Raw genomic sequence first — 15637 nt, 5'->3', positions numbered from 1 at the left:
ATGAAAATTTGAGGTTAGCATGTTGCCAGAAGCGATGATTACAGGGTAGCCTCATGCGTTATTTTTACCCGGATGCGTTTGGCCGCACGTGTTTTTACAGGAGCTTTAATGTCTAACAGTTTAACCTGGCGCGACCTGCCCGAAGCCGTTTCTCAGTGGCCTAGGCTGCCGCTCTCTTTAAGCGGCGACGAGGTGATGCCGCTCGATTATCACGCGGGTCGCAGCGGCTGGCTGCTCTATGGCCGCAGCCTGGATAAACAGCGGCTGACGGCGTATCAGCGCTCCCTTGGCGCGGCGATGGTGATCGTCGCGGCCTGGTGCGTCGAGGATTACCAGGTGATCCGCCTGGCCGGATCGCTGACGCCGCGGGCGACGCGTCTGGCGCACGAGGCCGGTCTGGACGTTGCGCCGCTGGGTAAGATCCCACACCTGCGCACGCCGGGCCTGCTGGTGATGGACATGGACTCCACCGCGATCCAGATCGAGTGCATCGATGAGATCGCCAAACTGGCGGGCACCGGTGAGAGGGTCGCCGAGGTGACCGAGCGGGCGATGCGCGGCGAGCTGGACTTTACCGCCAGCCTGCGCAGCCGCGTCGGCACCCTTCAGGGGGCCGATGCCAGCATCCTGCACCAGGTACGCGACGGCCTGCCGCTGATGCCGGGCCTGACCCAGCTGGTGCTGAAGCTGGAGACCCTGGGCTGGAAGGTGGCTATCGCCTCTGGCGGCTTTACCTTCTTTGCCGACTACCTGCGCGACAGGCTGCACCTGACCGCTGCCGTGGCGAACGAGCTGGAGATTGTCGATGGCAAGCTGACCGGCCACGTGGTGGGTGACATTGTGGATGCGCAGTACAAGGCGGCCACGCTGCTGCGCCTGGCGCAGGAGTACGATATCCCGCTGGAGCAAACCGTCGCGATCGGCGACGGGGCTAACGATCTGCCGATGATCAAAGCGGCAGGGCTGGGGATCGCCTATCACGCGAAACCCAAAGTGAATGAGAAGACGGAAGTCACTATCCGTCACGCTGACCTGATGGGCGTTTTCTGTATCCTGTCGGGCAGCCTGAACCAGAACTAACGAGGTAAACGTGGCGAAAGCTCCAAAACGCGCATTTGTCTGTAATGAGTGCGGTGCGGATTATCCGCGCTGGCAGGGGCAGTGCAGCGCCTGTCAGGCATGGAACACCATCACCGAGGTGCGCGTTGCGGCGTCTCCGACGGTTGCGCGCAACGAACGACTGAGCGGCTATGCCGGTAACGCAGGCGTGTCGAAGGTGCAGAAGCTGTCAGAGATTAGCCTGGAAGAGCTGCCGCGCTTCTCTACCGGCTTTAAAGAGTTTGACCGCGTGCTGGGCGGTGGCGTCGTGCCGGGCAGCGCGATCCTGATCGGCGGTAACCCTGGGGCAGGCAAGTCGACGCTGCTGCTGCAAACCCTGTGCAAGCTCTCCGAAAACATGAAGACGCTGTACGTCACCGGCGAGGAGTCACTCCAGCAGGTGGCGATGCGCGCCCATCGGCTGGGGCTGCCGACCGCTAACCTGAACATGCTCTCTGAAACCAGCATCGAGCAGATCTGCATGATTGCTGACGAAGAGCTGCCGAAGCTGATGGTCATCGACTCGATCCAGGTGATGCACATGGCGGATATCCAGTCGTCGCCGGGCAGCGTGGCCCAGGTGCGTGAGACGGCGGCCTACCTGACGCGCTTCGCCAAGACGCGCGGCGTCGCCATCGTGATGGTGGGTCACGTTACCAAAGATGGCTCGCTGGCGGGGCCGAAGGTGCTGGAGCACTGTATCGACTGTTCGGTGCTGCTGGACGGCGACGCCGACTCGCGCTTCCGTACCCTGCGCAGCCACAAAAACCGCTTCGGTGCGGTGAACGAGCTGGGCGTCTTTGCCATGACCGAGCAGGGCCTGCGCGAGGTCAGCAACCCGTCGGCCATCTTCCTCAGCCGGGGCGACGAAGTCACCTCTGGCAGCTCGGTAATGGTAGTCTGGGAGGGCACCCGTCCGCTGCTGGTGGAGATCCAGGCCCTGGTGGATCAGTCGATGATGGCCAACCCGCGCCGCGTGGCGGTGGGTCTGGAGCAGAACCGGCTGGCGATCCTGCTGGCGGTGCTGCATCGCCACGGCGGGCTGCAAATGTCAGATCAGGATGTGTTTGTGAACGTCGTCGGCGGGGTGAAGGTCACCGAGACCAGCGCCGACCTGGCGCTGCTGCTGGCGATGGTCTCCAGCCTGCGCGACCGCCCGCTGCCGGACGATCTGGTGGTGTTTGGCGAAGTAGGGCTGGCCGGGGAGATCCGTCCGGTGCCGAGCGGCCAGGAGCGTATCGCCGAGGCGGCGAAGCACGGCTTCAAACGGGCTATCGTCCCTGCCGCCAACGTACCAAAAAAACCACCGGCCGGGATGCAGGTGTTTGGCGTGAAAAAATTGGCCGATGCGCTAAGCGTCTTTGACGACTTATAATTACCACTACGATTTTGCAGGAGGCACCGTAATTTATGTCGTCATTTGACTATCTGAAAACCGCCATCCGCCAGAAGGGCTGCACATTACAGCAGGTGGCGGAGGCGAGCGGCATGACCAAGGGCTACCTAAGCCAGCTGCTCAACGCCAAGATCAAAAGCCCCAGCGCACAGAAGCTGGAGGCGCTGCACCGCTTCCTCGGACTGGCGTTTCCCCGGCAGCAGAAAAATATCGGCGTGGTGTTTGGCAAGTTTTACCCGCTGCACACCGGCCATATCTATCTGCTGCAGCGTGCCTGCAGCCAGGTAGATGAGCTGCATGTCATCATGGGCTATGATGAGACCCGCGACCGGGCGCTGTTTGAGGAGAGCGCCATGTCCCAGCAGCCCACGGTGTCCGACCGCCTGCGCTGGCTGCTACAGACCTTCAAATATCAAAAGAATATCCGCATCCACGCCTTTAACGAAGAGGGGATGGAGCCCTACCCGCACGGCTGGGACGTGTGGAGTAAAGGGATCAAAGCCTTTATGGATGAGAAGGGGATCCAGCCCAACTGGATCTACACCTCCGAAGAGGCGGATGCCGAGCAGTATGAGAAACATCTCGACATCGAGACGGTGCTGATCGATCCCAAACGTACCTTTATGAATATCAGCGGCGGGCAGATCCGCGCTAACCCGTTCCGCTACTGGGAGTACATTCCCACCGAGGTGAAGCCGTTCTTTGTACGCACGGTGGCCATTCTCGGCGGCGAGTCGAGCGGCAAGTCGACGCTGGTGAATAAGCTCGCCAACATCTTCAATACCACCAGCGCATGGGAGTACGGGCGCGACTACGTCTTCTCCCATCTTGGCGGTGATGAGATGGCCCTCCAGTACTCCGACTACGACAAGATCGCCCTCGGCCAGGCCCAGTACATCGACTTTGCGGTGAAGTACGCCAACAAGGTGGCCTTTATCGATACCGATTTCGTGACCACTCAGGCGTTCTGCAAAAAGTATGAGGGGCGCGAGCACCCGTTCGTGCAGGCGCTGATCGACGAGTACCGCTTCGATCTGGTGATCCTGCTGGAGAACAATACCCCGTGGGTCGCCGACGGCCTGCGCAGTCTCGGCAGCTCGGTGGATCGCAAAACCTTCCAGAGCATGCTGGTCTCAATGCTTAACGACAATGGGATCGACTTTATCCACGTCGAAGAGTCAGACTACGACGGGCGTTTTCTGCGCTGCGTGGAGCTGGTGAAAGAGATGATGGGCGAGCAGGGATAAAAAAACGGCCTTCCGAGGAAGGCCGCTATCATTACTTGGCGATACGTTTGTACTTGATACGCTTCGGCTCCAGCGCATCTGCGCCGAGAGTGCGTTTCTTGTACTCTTCGTACTCGGTGAAGTTACCTTCGAAGAACTCCACTTTACCTTCGTCCTGGTAGTCCAGAATGTGGGTAGCGATACGGTCGAGGAACCAACGGTCGTGCGAGATCACCATCGCACAGCCCGGGAACTCCAGCATGGCGTTTTCCAGCGCGCGCAGGGTTTCGATATCCAGGTCGTTGGTCGGTTCATCGAGCAGCAGCACGTTACCGCCAACCTGCAGCAGCTTGGCCAGGTGCAGACGGCCACGCTCACCGCCGGACAGTTCGCCTACGCGTTTGCCCTGATCGACACCTTTGAAGTTAAAGCGGCCCACGTAGGCGCGGCTTGGCATCTCGGTGTTGCCGATCTTCATGATATCCAGCCCGCCAGACACTTCTTCCCACACGGTTTTGCTGTTATCCATGGCGTCACGGAACTGATCCACGGAGGCCAGCTTAACGGTTTCACCCAGGGTGATGGTGCCGCTGTCAGGCTGTTCCTGACCGGACATCATGCGGAACAGGGTAGATTTACCCGCGCCGTTCGGGCCGATGATGCCAACGATAGCCCCTTTCGGTACCGAGAAGCTCAGATCGTCGATCAGCACGCGGTCGCCGTAGGATTTACGCAGGTTGCTCACCTCAACGACTTTATCCCCCAGACGTGCGCCAGGCGGAATAAACAGTTCGTTGGTTTCGTTACGTTTCTGGTATTCGGTGTTGTTCAGCTCTTCAAAGCGGGCCAGACGGGCTTTGCCCTTGGACTGACGGCCTTTGGCACCCTGACGCACCCACTCCAGCTCTTTCTCAATGGATTTACGGCGGGCCGCTTCCTGAGAGGCTTCCTGGGCCAGACGCTGATCTTTCTGCTCCAGCCAGGAGGAGTAGTTACCCTCCCACGGAATGCCTTCACCACGGTCAAGCTCAAGGATCCAACCGGCAACGTTATCGAGGAAGTAACGGTCGTGGGTAATGGCCACCACGGTGCCTTCGAAGTCGTGCAGGAAGCGTTCCAGCCAGGCTACGGACTCGGCGTCCAGGTGGTTGGTCGGTTCGTCGAGCAGCAGCATGTCTGGTTTTTCCAGCAGCAGGCGGCACAGCGCCACGCGGCGGCGTTCACCCCCGGAGAGCTTCTCAACTTTTGCATCCCAATCCGGCAGACGCAGGGCATCAGCGGCGCGCTCCAGCTGCACGTTCAGGTTGTGGCCGTCGTGGGCCTGGATGATCTCTTCAAACTTGCCCTGCTGGGCCGCGAGCTTATCGAAGTCAGCGTCCGGCTCTGCGTACTTAGCGTATACCTCGTCGAGGCCTTTCAGGGCGTTAACCACCTCGGCCACGGCTTCTTCAATGGATTCGCGCACGGTGTGCTCTGGGTTCAGCTTCGGCTCCTGCGGCAGGTAGCCGATTTTCAGACCGGGCTGCGGGCGGGCTTCACCTTCGATGTCGGTATCGATGCCGGCCATAATGCGCAGCAGGGTGGACTTACCCGCACCGTTGAGACCGAGGACGCCAATTTTTGCGCCCGGGAAGAAGCTCAGCGAGATATTTTTCAGAATATGACGTTTCGGCGGAACCACTTTGCCGACACGATGCATGGTATAAACGAATTGAGCCACGTTGGACTTCGCCTCTTTTATCGTAATGTGAATGGTACTCAAGTGCGGAGTGTAGCGGTTTTTGGGGTGCAATCCCAGCCAGCTGCGTCACGAGTGTTAAATCAGGCCAAAAGTAAAAAAGTGTTCAGCGCGTGGCGAATTAGCTTATGCCTGGTTAGCATGAAGAGGTTATGCGCCAACAAATTTATTTCTAAGGAGAAAGTGCCTGTGAATGCTAAACCTGTCGCCTGGCGACTGCTGGTCGTCGGCTGCTGCATGCTGACGGTAAGCGGCCTGGCACGCGCTGACTCACTGGATGAGCAGCGAAACCGCTATGCACAAATCAAGCAGGCGTGGGACAACAAGCAGATGGACGTCGTGGCGCAGCTGATGCCCGAGCTCAAGGACTATCCTCTCTATCCTTATCTGGAGTACCGTCAGATCAACAGCGATCTGATGAACCAGCCGGCCGTTGCGGTGAGCAACTTTGTGCAGGCCAATCCGACGCTGCCCTCCGCCCGCAACCTGAAGTCGCGCTTTGTTAACGAGCTGGCGCGCCGGGAGGACTGGCGCGGCCTGCTGGCGTTTAGCCCGGACAAGCCCGCGACCACCGAAGCGCAGTGCAACTACTACTACGCCAAATGGAACACCGCCCAGCCGGACGCGGCGTGGGAGGGGGCAAAGACGCTCTGGCTGACCGGAAAGAGCCAGCCTGACGCCTGCGATCGGCTGTTTGGCGCGTGGCGCGCCTCCGGCACGCAGGATCCGCTGGCCTTCCTCGAACGCATCCGGCTGGCGATGAAAGCGGGCAATACCCGCCTCGTTCTCCTGCTGGCGAACCAGATGCCCAGCGAATACCAGACCATCTCCAGCGCCATTATCGATCTGGCAAACGATCCCAACAGCGTGTTGACCTTCGCGCGCACCACCGGCGCGACCGACTTTACCCGGCAGATGGTCCAGGAGGCGTTTGAGAGCGTCGCCCGTCAGGATGTCGAAAACGCGCGCCTGATGATCCCATCGCTGGCCTCGGCGCAGCAGCTCAACGAGGAGCAGACCCAGGCGCTGCGGGATATCGTTGTCTGGCGGCTGATGGGCAACGACATCACCGAGGAGCAGGCGCGCTGGCGCGACGATGCCATTATGCGCTCCCAGTCAACGGCGCTGGTAGAGCGCCGGGTACGACTGGCGTTAGGTACAGGCGATCGCCAGGGGCTCAATACCTGGCTGGCCCGCCTGCCCATGGAGGCTAAAGAGAAAGAGGAGTGGCGCTACTGGCAGGCCGATCTGCTGCTGGAGCGCGGCCGGGAGGAGGAAGCCAATACCATCCTGCACGATCTGATGCAGAAGCGCGGCTTCTATCCCATGGTTGCCGCGCAGCGCCTTGGCGAAGAGTATCAGCTAAAGATCGACAAGGCGTCAGGCGCGCCGGATCCGCAGCTGGTGCAGAGTCCAGAGATGGCGCGGGTACGCGAGCTCATGTTCTGGGGCCTTGATAACACCGCACGCAGCGAGTGGGCCAACCTGGTCACCGGCCGCACGCCGCAGGAGCAGGCCCAGCTGGCGCGCTACGCCTACGATCGTCAGTGGTGGGATCTGGGCGTGCAGGCGACCATCGCTGGCAAGCTGTGGGATCAGCTGCAGGAGCGCTTCCCGCTGGCCTGGCGCGATCTCTTTGAGCGTTATACCAGCGGCAAGGATATTCCCCAGAGCTATGCGATGGCGATTGCTCGCCAGGAGAGCGCCTGGAATCCGAAGGCGCGCTCACCGGTTGGCGCCAGCGGTCTGATGCAGGTGATGCCGGGCACGGCAACGCATACGGTGCAGATGTTCAATATTGCGGGCTACAGCGATCCTGCCCAGCTGCTGGATCCGCAAACCAATATTGATATCGGCACCAGCTACCTGCAATACGTCTATAACCAGTTTGGTAATAACCGCATCTTTGCATCGGCGGCCTATAACGCCGGGCCTGGACGGGTGCGGACCTGGCTTGGCAACAGCGCCGGACGCATTGACGCGGTAGCGTTTGTGGAGAGCATTCCCTTCTCAGAGACGCGGGGCTATGTGAAAAACGTGCTGGCCTATGATGCCTATTACCGCTACTTCCTGGGTGGGAAACCGACTCTGCTAACCGCCACGGAGTGGGGCCGCCGTTACTGATCCGGCGGTTTGTGTTATGCTGTTGTACTCGTCAACGAGTATGGCAGCCTAACATGACCCAGCAATCCCCTTATTCAGCAGAAGTAGCCGAACAGCGTCATCAGGAGTGGTTGCGCTTCGTCGAACTGCTTCAGCACGCCTATGACCAGGATCTGCACCTGCCGCTGCTTAATCTGATGCTGACCCCCGACGAGCGCGAAGCGCTGGGCACGCGGGTACGCATTATTGAGGAGCTTCTGCGCGGTGAAATGAGCCAGCGGGAGCTTAAAAACGAGCTGGGCACCGGCATCGCGACGATTACCCGTGGCTCTAACAGCCTGAAAGCCGCCCCGCCAGAGCTGCGTCTGTGGCTGGAGAAGGCGCTGCTGAAGGGCTAGCGGTACGCCGCATGGTGAAACGGGCTCAGGGCCAGGATCACCGCCTGATGGTAGACGCTGCTCCGCGTCAGCACGCCGTGGGTGAAGACGCCTATCGCCCCCTCTTTACGTCCAATCTCATCAATACCGGTGACCTCTGACATCACCGGCCCGAGCGCCTCTCCGGCACGCACGCGGCTCAGTATGGCCGCCGGCAGTGGCAGGGTGGCGGAACGCGCTTCGCCGCGCTGCTCCCGGCTCTCTATCACCACCCAGCTAAAGGTGCTGTCCTCATCTATTCCTGCTTCAATGGCCACCCAGAAGTCGGCGTTTGGCCACGCCTGACGGGCGTTCTCCACGCGGTTACGTGCGCCAGTCCGCGTTTCTGTGCTGCCAAGCGGCTGTTCTGGTACGCCGCTCTCGACGGCCACGGACTCGATATGGCAGGATCCTTCGCCGAAAATCTCGCTAAACGCGTGCAGAATCGCCTTAATTTTGGCGGGATTAGTGGTAGCTGAGATAACATGGTGCATAATCTAAACAACTCATATAAAAAATTTCATCGCAGTATAACGGATAAAAAGCATGTTACAGGTATACCTTGTTCGCCACGGTGAAACGCAGTGGAACGCCGAGCGTCGTATTCAGGGTCAGTCAGACAGTCCGCTGACGGCCAAAGGGGAGCAGCAGGCACGCCAGGTGGCCGAACGCGCAAAAGCGCTGGGGATCACCCACGTTATCGCCAGCGATCTGGGGCGCACGCAGCGCACGGCAGAGATCATTGCCGACTACTGCGGGTGTGAGATTTCGCTGGATGCCCGCCTGCGCGAGCTGGATATGGGCGTGCTGGAGCGGCGTCCTATCGAGTCGTTGACCGAGGAAGAGGAGCAGTGGCGTCGTCAACTGGTCAACGGCACCTCCGATGGTCGTATTCCCGACGGGGAGTCGATGCAGGAGCTGAGCGATCGTATGCATGCGGTGCTGGCCACCTGCCTCGACCTGCCGGAAGGGAGCCGCCCGCTGCTGGTTAGTCACGGTATGGCGCTAGGCTGTCTGGTCAGCACTATCCTTGGCCTGCCCGCCTGGGCGGAGCGTCGGCTGCGGCTGCGCAACTGCTCTATCTCGCGCATTGATTATCAGCAGAGCCCGTGGCTAGCCTCAGGATGGGTCGTGGAGACAGCGGGTGACGTTTCGCACCTGGATGCGCCCGCGCTGGACGAGCTACAGCGTTAACGCCGGACAGGGATCAGATATTCGCAGCGAAGATACAGCGGTGGTGTCTGGTTCCTGGCTTCATCACGTGGGAAGAAACGTTCGATATCCAGTCCCCTGCGCCGGGTGAGGTTGAGCATCGGCATACAGGTGCCGTAGACCGTTAAGATAAACTGCTGGAGCCCGGTGCCCGGTCCTTCATAGGTAAACATCACGTACTCGCCGCTCTGCAACAGCAGAGGAAAAGCACCTTGCAGATGGCCGTTTGCCATCTCGGGCGTGACGGCTGTGGTGTAGAGCACCTCCTGCTCGTCATCCTTCTCCAGGCTCGGACGCGGCTCATGCAGACCGTACAGCTCAGCGGGCAGGGCAGGCGAGTTGCCTAAAAACTCACGCCAGAACTGGATCCGCATCTCATGCCGGAAGGCGGAGATCTCTTCCAGCGAGCAGGTATAACTCTGGGTGATCCCCATCAACGGCGTTTCGGGTAGGGTAATAAACTCATGTTTGGGCAGAGAGAACTCACCCAGATGCAGCGGGGGACGAATGCCTGACGCACTCCAGTCAGGAGAGCGGCGATAGTGCGCGGGCGTCAGGCCAAACTGTTTCTTAAACGCACGGGTAAAGGTCTGCTGGGAGTCGAAACGGTACTGCAGGGCAATATCGAGGATCGGGCGGGCGGTCAGACGCAGCGCCACGGCGGCTTTCGACAGTCGCCGCGCGCGGATATAGGATCCAATTGCCCGGCCGGTGACATCCCTGAACATTCTTTGCAGATGCCACTTGGAATAACCTGCCTTGATCGCCACATTATTCAGAGTCAGCGGTTGATCGAGGTGATCCTCCAGCCAGTCAAGTAGATCGCGAATAATCCCAGCCTGATCCATACAGTATCCTCATCCTTAAAACGGTCATACTCAGCAGCGGAGCTGAGCGAATAATATCATTCCCTGCTATTTTAGCATTCAGTGTTTTTTTTGAGTAAGCGTGCGCTTTTAACGAGGAGCAGTGCAAAAAATCTTAACCAATTGAATTGCAAGTATTTAGCTGTACAGGAAAAATAGTAACATAACGTAATATTCAAATATGGTAACAATATGAAATACAAGTGCTTAGCAATACTCTTCGCGCTAGGTCTCGTAGGCCAGGCTGCGCAGGCTGAAGAGATTGGGTCGGTTGATACTGTCTTTAAAGTCTTCGGACCGGATCATAAAATTGTGGTTGAAGCCTTCGACGATCCCGATGTTAAAAACGTGACATGCTATATCAGCCGGGCGAAAACTGGCGGTATCAAGGGCGGATTAGGGCTGGCAGAGGATACCTCCGACGCCGCGATCTCCTGTCAGCAGGTAGGGCCGATTGAGCTGAGTGAGAAGGTGAAGGGCGGGAAAGCGCAGGGAGAGGTGGTGTTCCAGAAACGTACCTCACTGGTCTTCAAGAAGTTGCAGGTGGTACGTTTCTACGACGCGAAGCGCAACACGCTGGCCTACCTTGCCTACTCCGATAAGGTCGTAGAAGGGTCGCCGAAGAACGCGCTAAGCGCCGTGCCGATTATGCCGTGGCATTAATTTGTGACCGTAGGCCGGGCAGACGCAGTGCCGCCCGGCATTACAGTGACTGAGCCTTACTCCTGCAGATCGCCGCAGAAGCGGTAGCCTTCGCCGTGAATAGTGGCGATGATCTCCGGCGTATCCGGCGTCGATTCGAAATGTTTACGAATACGGCGGATAGTCACGTCAACGGTACGATCGTGCGGCTTCAGCTCGCGACCGGTCATCTTCTTCAGCAGATCGGCGCGGGTCTGGATCTTGCCTGGGTTTTCGCAGAAGTGCAGCATGGCGCGAAACTCACTGCGCGGCAGTTTGTACTGCTCGCCGTTCGGGCTAATCAGCGAGCGGCTGTTGATATCCAGCTCCCAGCCGTTGAATTTATAGCTGTCAACGCTGCGGCGCTCTTCGCTCACCGTGCCCAGGTTCATGGTACGGGAGAGGAGGTTGCGCGCGCGAATGGTTAATTCGCGGGGGTTAAACGGTTTGGTGATGTAATCATCCGCGCCAATCTCGAGGCCGAGGATCTTATCGACTTCGTTATCACGGCCTGTGAGGAACATCAGGGCGACGTCTGCCTGTTCGCGCAGTTCACGCGCCAGCAGCAGGCCGTTTTTGCCCGGCAGGTTGATATCCATGATCACCAGGTTGATATCGTTATCAGAAAGAATCTGATGCATTTCAGCGCCATCAGTCGCTTCAAAGACATCGTATCCTTCTGCTTCGAAAATGCTCTTCAGCGTGTTGCGAGTAACTAACTCGTCTTCAACAATAAGAATGTGCGGGGTCTGCATGTTTGCTACCTAAATTGCCAACTAAATCGAAACAGGAAGTACAAAAGTCCCTGACCTGCCTGATGCATGTCGCAAATTAACATGAACGGCGTAACATGACTAAAGTACGTAAATGGCGTTCTTGATGCACTTTCCATCAACGTCAACAACATCATTAGCTTGGTCGTGGGTACATACTCCCTTTGGACCCGACAGTGTCAAAAACGGTTGTCATCCTACCCATTTTAACAGCAACATAACAGGTTAAGACGCACCGGACACCCAATAAAACTACGGTTGGTTGACATATATCAAGTTCAATTGTAGCACGTTAACAGTTTGATGAAATCATCGCATCTTATTACTAGCGTTTATAACATCTTTTCAATAAACAGGTAGTTACAGCCTTTAATTAATAAGTTTGCTGAATCCACCAAGGGATTGTTCTCATCATGTAGATTACCATGCGTTACAGAGGGATAATCCTGTTCTGTTAACATACTGGCAGCTAATTAACCCAGTAAATAGTGTAGTAATTTTTAAGCTTTACCTGACACAAATTCAGTGATTTCTGTTACGTTTTTGTAAATTTGTGATGCGTAATAACTTGATGTTGATTGCCTTTTTAGCCCGTCCTCGGGCACACCAGAGAGTAACCCATGCATGTAGCAATAGTACTCGTTTCACCCGCCAGGCCCGAAAACGTTGGCGCGGCGGCCCGGGCCATGAAGACCATGGGCTTTAGCGATCTGCGTATCGTAGACAGCGAAGCCCACCGGCAGGAGAGCGCGCGCTGGGTGGCCCATGGCTCTGGCGATATTATTGATAACGCACGGTTTTTCCCGACGCTCGCCGATGCCCTGACCGATATCGATTTTACGGTGGCCACTACCGCCCGCAGCCGGGCAAAGTTTCACTACTACGCCACGCCCGCTGAACTGGTGCCGCTAATGCAGGAGAAGAGCCAGTGGATGGACCGCGCCGCGCTGGTGTTTGGCCGGGAGGATTCGGGTTTAACCAATGACGAGCTGGCCCTGGCTGACATTCTCACCGGGGTTCCCATGGTTGCCGATTATCCCTCGCTGAATCTTGGACAGGCCGTGATGGTTTACTGTTACCAGTTAGCATCGTTAATGCAACAGCGCAGCGAACCGGTAGTGGTCCAGCGTGAAGCGCAGCTCAAGGCGCTGCGTCTGCGGGCACGATCGCTACTGGGGACGCTGGGCGTTGCGGATGACGTCAAATTAGCCGACTGGCTGGAGCAGCGGCTGGGCCTGTTTGAGCAGCGGGACACGGCGATGCTGCACCGTTTGCTGCACGATATCGAAAAAAAACTTGCAGAGTAAAACGCTGTCATCGTTTTTTATTATGGTAAAAGATGCTGATATCGCTTTTTCATCCGGTGAGAGTGCGGAGGAAAGTGCGGTCAGCGCAGCGCGACCTGCGCAGGCGATGAAAAGGGCAAAAAGCAAAAATTCATTGACTCAGGCAGGGATATACTTTAACCGTATAGCTATACAAGACAGACAGATAAATATAACAGAGCACACAACATCCATGAATAGCATCAGCACGCTGACAATTATTACCACCACCATTACCACAGGTAACGGTGCGGGCTGACGCGTACAGGAAACACAGAAAAAAGCCCGCACCTGAACAGTGCGGGCTTTTTTTTCGAGCAAAAATCAAGGGGTAATACCATGCGAGTGTTGAAGTTCGGCGGTACGTCAGTGGCAAATGCAGAACGTTTTCTGCGTGTTGCCGAGATTCTGGAGAGCAATGCCAGGCAGGGGCAGGTTGCCACCGTGCTGTCTGCCCCGGCCAAAATTACCAACCACCTGGTGGCGATGATTGAGAAGACCATCGGGGGCCAGGATGCCGTACCCAACATCAGCGACGCAGAGCATATTTTTGCCGACCTGCTTGCAGGCCTGGCCGAGGTTCAGCCCGGTTTCCCCCTTGCCCGGCTGAAAGAGCAGGTTGAGCACGAGCTCGCGCAAATCAAACACGTTCTGCATGGGATTGCCCTGCTGGGCCAGTGCCCGGACAGCATCAACGCCGCCATCATCTGCCGAGGGGAGAAGCTCTCGATTGCGATTATGGCCGGGCTACTGGAAGCCAGGGGGCATAAGGTCTCGGTGATCGATCCGGTAGAAAAACTGCTCGCCGTGGGCCACTATCTCGAATCTACCGTGGATATCGCCGAATCCACCCGTCGCATCGCCGCCAGCCAGATCCCCGCAGACCATATGATCCTGATGGCCGGCTTCACCGCAGGCAATGAGAAGGGCGAGCTGGTCGTGCTGGGGCGCAACGGCTCCGACTACTCTGCCGCCGTGCTGGCCGCCTGCCTGCGCGCCGACTGCTGTGAGATCTGGACCGACGTTGACGGTGTCTACACCTGCGACCCACGTCAGGTGCCCGATGCCCGACTGCTGAAATCCATGTCTTACCAGGAGGCGATGGAGCTCTCCTACTTCGGCGCGAAGGTGCTGCACCCACGCACTATTACCCCCATCGCCCAGTTCCAGATCCCCTGCCTGATTAAAAATACCGGTAACCCGCAGGCGCCCGGTACGCTGATCGGTGCCACTTCCGATGACGACGGCCTGCCGGTTAAGGGGATTTCTAATCTCAATAACATGGCGATGTTCAGCGTCTCCGGCCCCGGGATGAAAGGGATGGTCGGGATGGCGGCGCGGGTATTTGCCACCATGTCACGGGCTGGGATCTCGGTGGTGCTGATTACCCAGTCCTCGTCCGAGTACAGCATTAGCTTTTGCGTGCCGCAGGCCGACTGCGCCCGTGCGCGCCGGACGCTGGGGGATGAGTTCTACCTTGAGCTGAAAGAGGGGCTGCTGGAGCCGCTGGCGGTCATGGAGCGGCTGGCGATTATCTCGGTGGTCGGCGACGGCATGCGTACTCTGCGCGGCATCTCGGCTAAATTCTTCGCCGCGCTGGCCCGCGCCAATATCAACATCGTGGCGATTGCTCAGGGCTCCTCTGAACGCTCCATCTCGGTGGTGGTCAGCAACGACGACGCCACAACCGGCGTACGCGTTACCCATCAGATGCTGTTCAACACCGACCAGGTGATTGAGGTGTTCGTGATTGGCGTCGGTGGCGTCGGCGGCGCGCTGCTGGAGCAGCTCAAGCGTCAGCAGAGCTGGCTGAAGGGCAAGCATATCGATCTGCGGGTCTGCGGCGTAGCGAACTCAAAGGCGCTGCTGACGAACGTGCACGGCCTGAACCTGGATAACTGGCAGGCGGAGCTGGCAGAAGCGAAAGAGCCGTTTAACCTCGGCAGGCTGATCCGCCTGGTTAAAGAGTACCATCTGCTCAATCCGGTGATCGTGGATTGTACGTCCAACCAGACAATGGCCGATCAGTACGCCGACTTCCTGCGCGAAGGCTTCCACGTGGTGACGCCGAACAAGAAAGCCAACACCTCGTCGATGGCCTACTACCACCAGCTGCGCCACGCCGCCGCCGGGTCGCGCCGCAAGTTCCTGTACGACACCAACGTTGGGGCAGGGCTGCCGGTGATTGAAAACCTGCAAAACCTGCTCAACGCGGGCGATGAGCTACAGCGTTTTTCCGGGATCCTTTCCGGATCGCTATCCTTTATTTTCGGTAAGCTGGACGAAGGTATGAGCCTCTCGCAAGCGACCGGGATCGCACGGGATCTGGGCTATACCGAGCCGGATCCGCGGGACGATCTCTCCGGCATGGACGTAGCGCGCAAGCTGCTGATCCTCGCCCGCGAGACGGGGCGCGAGCTGGAGCTGACGGATATCGTTATCGAGCCGGTGCTGCCGGCAGGCTTTGACGACAGCGGCGACGTAAACAGCTTTATGGCCCGTCTGCCACAGCTTGATGATGCCTTTGCCGCTCGGGTGGCAAAGGCGCGCGATGAGGGTAACGTGCTGCGCTACGTAGGGAATATTGAAGAGGATGGCGTCTGCCGGGTGAAAATCGCCGAGGTAGACGGCAACGATCCGCTCTATAAAGTGAAAAACGGTGAGAACGCGCTGGCGTTCTACAGCCACTACTATCAACCGCTGCCGCTGGTGCTGCGCGGTTACGGTGCGGGCAACGATGTGACGGCGGCAGGCGTTTTTGCCGATCTGCTGCGCACCCTCTCATGGAAGTTAGGAGTTTAAC

At 58.2% G+C, this 15637-nt stretch carries 14 protein-coding genes, 1 pseudogene and 1 other annotated feature; of the genes and pseudogenes, 11 read left to right on the top strand and 4 right to left on the bottom strand.

All coding sequences use genetic code 11. From position 1 onward, the window contains the following. The first annotated feature begins 108 nt into the window (after positions 1 to 108). From serB to nadR, 3 genes are read left to right on the top strand one after another with little or no spacing between them, the layout of a single operon-like run. Entirely contained in the window at positions 109 to 1080 is a 972-nt protein-coding gene (gene serB, locus NR795_RS13800; protein WP_257758523.1) for a phosphoserine phosphatase, read from the top strand. A gap of 10 nt (positions 1081 to 1090) precedes the next feature. After that, on the top strand, positions 1091 to 2473 hold the full coding sequence (radA, locus tag NR795_RS13795; protein WP_144816286.1) for a DNA repair protein RadA: 1383 nt from the start codon (positions 1091 to 1093) through the stop codon (positions 2471 to 2473). 35 nt (positions 2474 to 2508) lie between these two features. Next, positions 2509 to 3741, top strand: a complete 1233-nt coding sequence (nadR, locus tag NR795_RS13790; protein WP_257758522.1) for a multifunctional transcriptional regulator/nicotinamide-nucleotide adenylyltransferase/ribosylnicotinamide kinase NadR — start codon at positions 2509 to 2511, stop codon at positions 3739 to 3741. Between the two features lie 31 nt (positions 3742 to 3772). Here the strand turns inward: nadR and ettA are convergent, their stop codons facing one another. Continuing rightward, the gene (gene ettA, locus NR795_RS13785) at positions 3773 to 5440 is read right to left on the bottom strand and encodes an energy-dependent translational throttle protein EttA (RefSeq protein WP_144816281.1); all 1668 of its coding nucleotides are present in this window, start codon (positions 5438 to 5440) and stop codon (positions 3773 to 3775) included. Between the two features lie 159 nt (positions 5441 to 5599). Between ettA and sltY the strand changes: the two genes are divergently transcribed. Continuing rightward, positions 5600 to 7582: a murein transglycosylase gene (gene sltY / locus NR795_RS13780; RefSeq protein ID WP_374544358.1), complete on the top strand. Its 1983-nt coding sequence runs from the start codon at positions 5600 to 5602 to the stop codon at positions 7580 to 7582. A 53-nt stretch (positions 7583 to 7635) separates the two neighbouring features. After that, positions 7636 to 7959 carry a trp operon repressor gene (gene trpR, locus NR795_RS13775; RefSeq protein WP_042388219.1) on the top strand — a complete coding sequence of 108 codons (324 nt, stop codon included), beginning with the start codon at positions 7636 to 7638 and terminating at the stop codon, positions 7957 to 7959. Here the strand turns inward: trpR and yjjX are convergent. Continuing rightward, a complete protein-coding gene (gene yjjX, locus NR795_RS13770; protein ID WP_257758520.1) occupies positions 7956 to 8471 on the bottom strand; it encodes an inosine/xanthosine triphosphatase in 516 nt (171 codons plus the stop codon). The two genes, trpR and yjjX, sit on opposite strands and share 4 nt — an antisense overlap. A gap of 52 nt (positions 8472 to 8523) precedes the next feature. Between yjjX and gpmB the strand changes: the two genes are divergently transcribed. Continuing rightward, positions 8524 to 9171 (top strand): 2,3-diphosphoglycerate-dependent phosphoglycerate mutase GpmB, encoded by a 648-nt coding sequence (gene gpmB / locus NR795_RS13765; protein WP_144816272.1) that lies wholly within the window; start codon positions 8524 to 8526, stop codon positions 9169 to 9171. Here the strand turns inward: gpmB and robA are convergent. Then, entirely contained in the window at positions 9168 to 10037 is an 870-nt protein-coding gene (gene robA, locus NR795_RS13760) for an MDR efflux pump AcrAB transcriptional activator RobA (RefSeq protein WP_144816269.1), read from the bottom strand. The genes gpmB and robA overlap by 4 nt on opposite strands. Before the next feature lie 210 nt (positions 10038 to 10247). Between robA and creA the strand changes: the two genes are divergently transcribed. Further along, the gene (gene creA / locus NR795_RS13755) at positions 10248 to 10718 is read left to right on the top strand and encodes a protein CreA (protein ID WP_144816267.1); all 471 of its coding nucleotides are present in this window, start codon (positions 10248 to 10250) and stop codon (positions 10716 to 10718) included. A gap of 56 nt (positions 10719 to 10774) precedes the next feature. On the opposite strand, the gene arcA is transcribed toward creA, so the two are convergent. After that, complete coding sequence (gene arcA, locus NR795_RS13750) at positions 10775 to 11491, bottom strand: two-component system response regulator ArcA (RefSeq protein WP_144816265.1); 717 nt, start codon at positions 11489 to 11491, stop codon at positions 10775 to 10777. 95 nt (positions 11492 to 11586) lie between these two features. Here arcA and yjjY point away from each other — a divergent pair. The 4 genes and pseudogenes from yjjY to thrA all read left to right on the top strand — a co-directional run bounded on the left by yjjY (position 11587) and on the right by thrA (position 15636). Next, positions 11587 to 11730 (top strand): annotated as a pseudogene (gene yjjY / locus NR795_RS13745) (protein YjjY). 399 nt (positions 11731 to 12129) lie between these two features. Then, entirely contained in the window at positions 12130 to 12816 is a 687-nt protein-coding gene (locus tag NR795_RS13740; protein WP_144816263.1) for a tRNA/rRNA methyltransferase, read from the top strand. 211 nt (positions 12817 to 13027) lie between these two features. Further along, the gene (thrL, locus tag NR795_RS13735; RefSeq protein ID WP_257758653.1) at positions 13028 to 13093 is read left to right on the top strand and encodes a thr operon leader peptide; all 66 of its coding nucleotides are present in this window, start codon (positions 13028 to 13030) and stop codon (positions 13091 to 13093) included. Further along, positions 13029 to 13149 (top strand) — a sequence feature (Thr leader region). (Overlaps the previous gene by 65 nt.) 24 nt (positions 13150 to 13173) lie before the next feature. Then, positions 13174 to 15636 (top strand): bifunctional aspartate kinase/homoserine dehydrogenase I, encoded by a 2463-nt coding sequence (gene thrA, locus NR795_RS13730; RefSeq protein WP_257758519.1) that lies wholly within the window; start codon positions 13174 to 13176, stop codon positions 15634 to 15636. Position 15637: the final 1 nt, after the last annotated feature.

Origin of the sequence: Pseudescherichia sp. L3 (assembly GCF_024656065.1) — a bacterium.
Lineage (GTDB): Bacteria > Pseudomonadota > Gammaproteobacteria > Enterobacterales > Enterobacteriaceae > Pseudescherichia.
Note: the sequence above shows the minus strand (reverse complement) of the source record. Positions and strands in the feature narration are given on the sequence as shown.

Bases quoted from the DNA above. Each gene is read 5' to 3' on its own strand.
- creA (WP_144816267.1), top strand. From the start codon at position 10,248: ATGAAATACAAGTGCTTAGCAATACTCTTCGCGCTAGGTCTCGTAGGC.
- NR795_RS13740 (WP_144816263.1), top strand. From the start codon at position 12,130: ATGCATGTAGCAATAGTACTCGTTTCACCCGCCAGGCCCGAAAACGTT.
- robA (WP_144816269.1), bottom strand. From the start codon at position 10,037: ATGGATCAGGCTGGGATTATTCGCGATCTACTTGACTGGCTGGAGGAT.
- sltY (WP_374544358.1), top strand. From the start codon at position 5,600: ATGAAGAGGTTATGCGCCAACAAATTTATTTCTAAGGAGAAAGTGCCT.
- serB (WP_257758523.1), top strand. From the start codon at position 109: ATGTCTAACAGTTTAACCTGGCGCGACCTGCCCGAAGCCGTTTCTCAG.
- nadR (WP_257758522.1), top strand. From the start codon at position 2,509: ATGTCGTCATTTGACTATCTGAAAACCGCCATCCGCCAGAAGGGCTGC.
- thrA (WP_257758519.1), top strand. From the start codon at position 13,174: ATGCGAGTGTTGAAGTTCGGCGGTACGTCAGTGGCAAATGCAGAACGT.
- gpmB (WP_144816272.1), top strand. From the start codon at position 8,524: ATGTTACAGGTATACCTTGTTCGCCACGGTGAAACGCAGTGGAACGCC.
- trpR (WP_042388219.1), top strand. From the start codon at position 7,636: ATGACCCAGCAATCCCCTTATTCAGCAGAAGTAGCCGAACAGCGTCAT.
- yjjX (WP_257758520.1), bottom strand. From the start codon at position 8,471: ATGCACCATGTTATCTCAGCTACCACTAATCCCGCCAAAATTAAGGCG.
- arcA (WP_144816265.1), bottom strand. From the start codon at position 11,491: ATGCAGACCCCGCACATTCTTATTGTTGAAGACGAGTTAGTTACTCGC.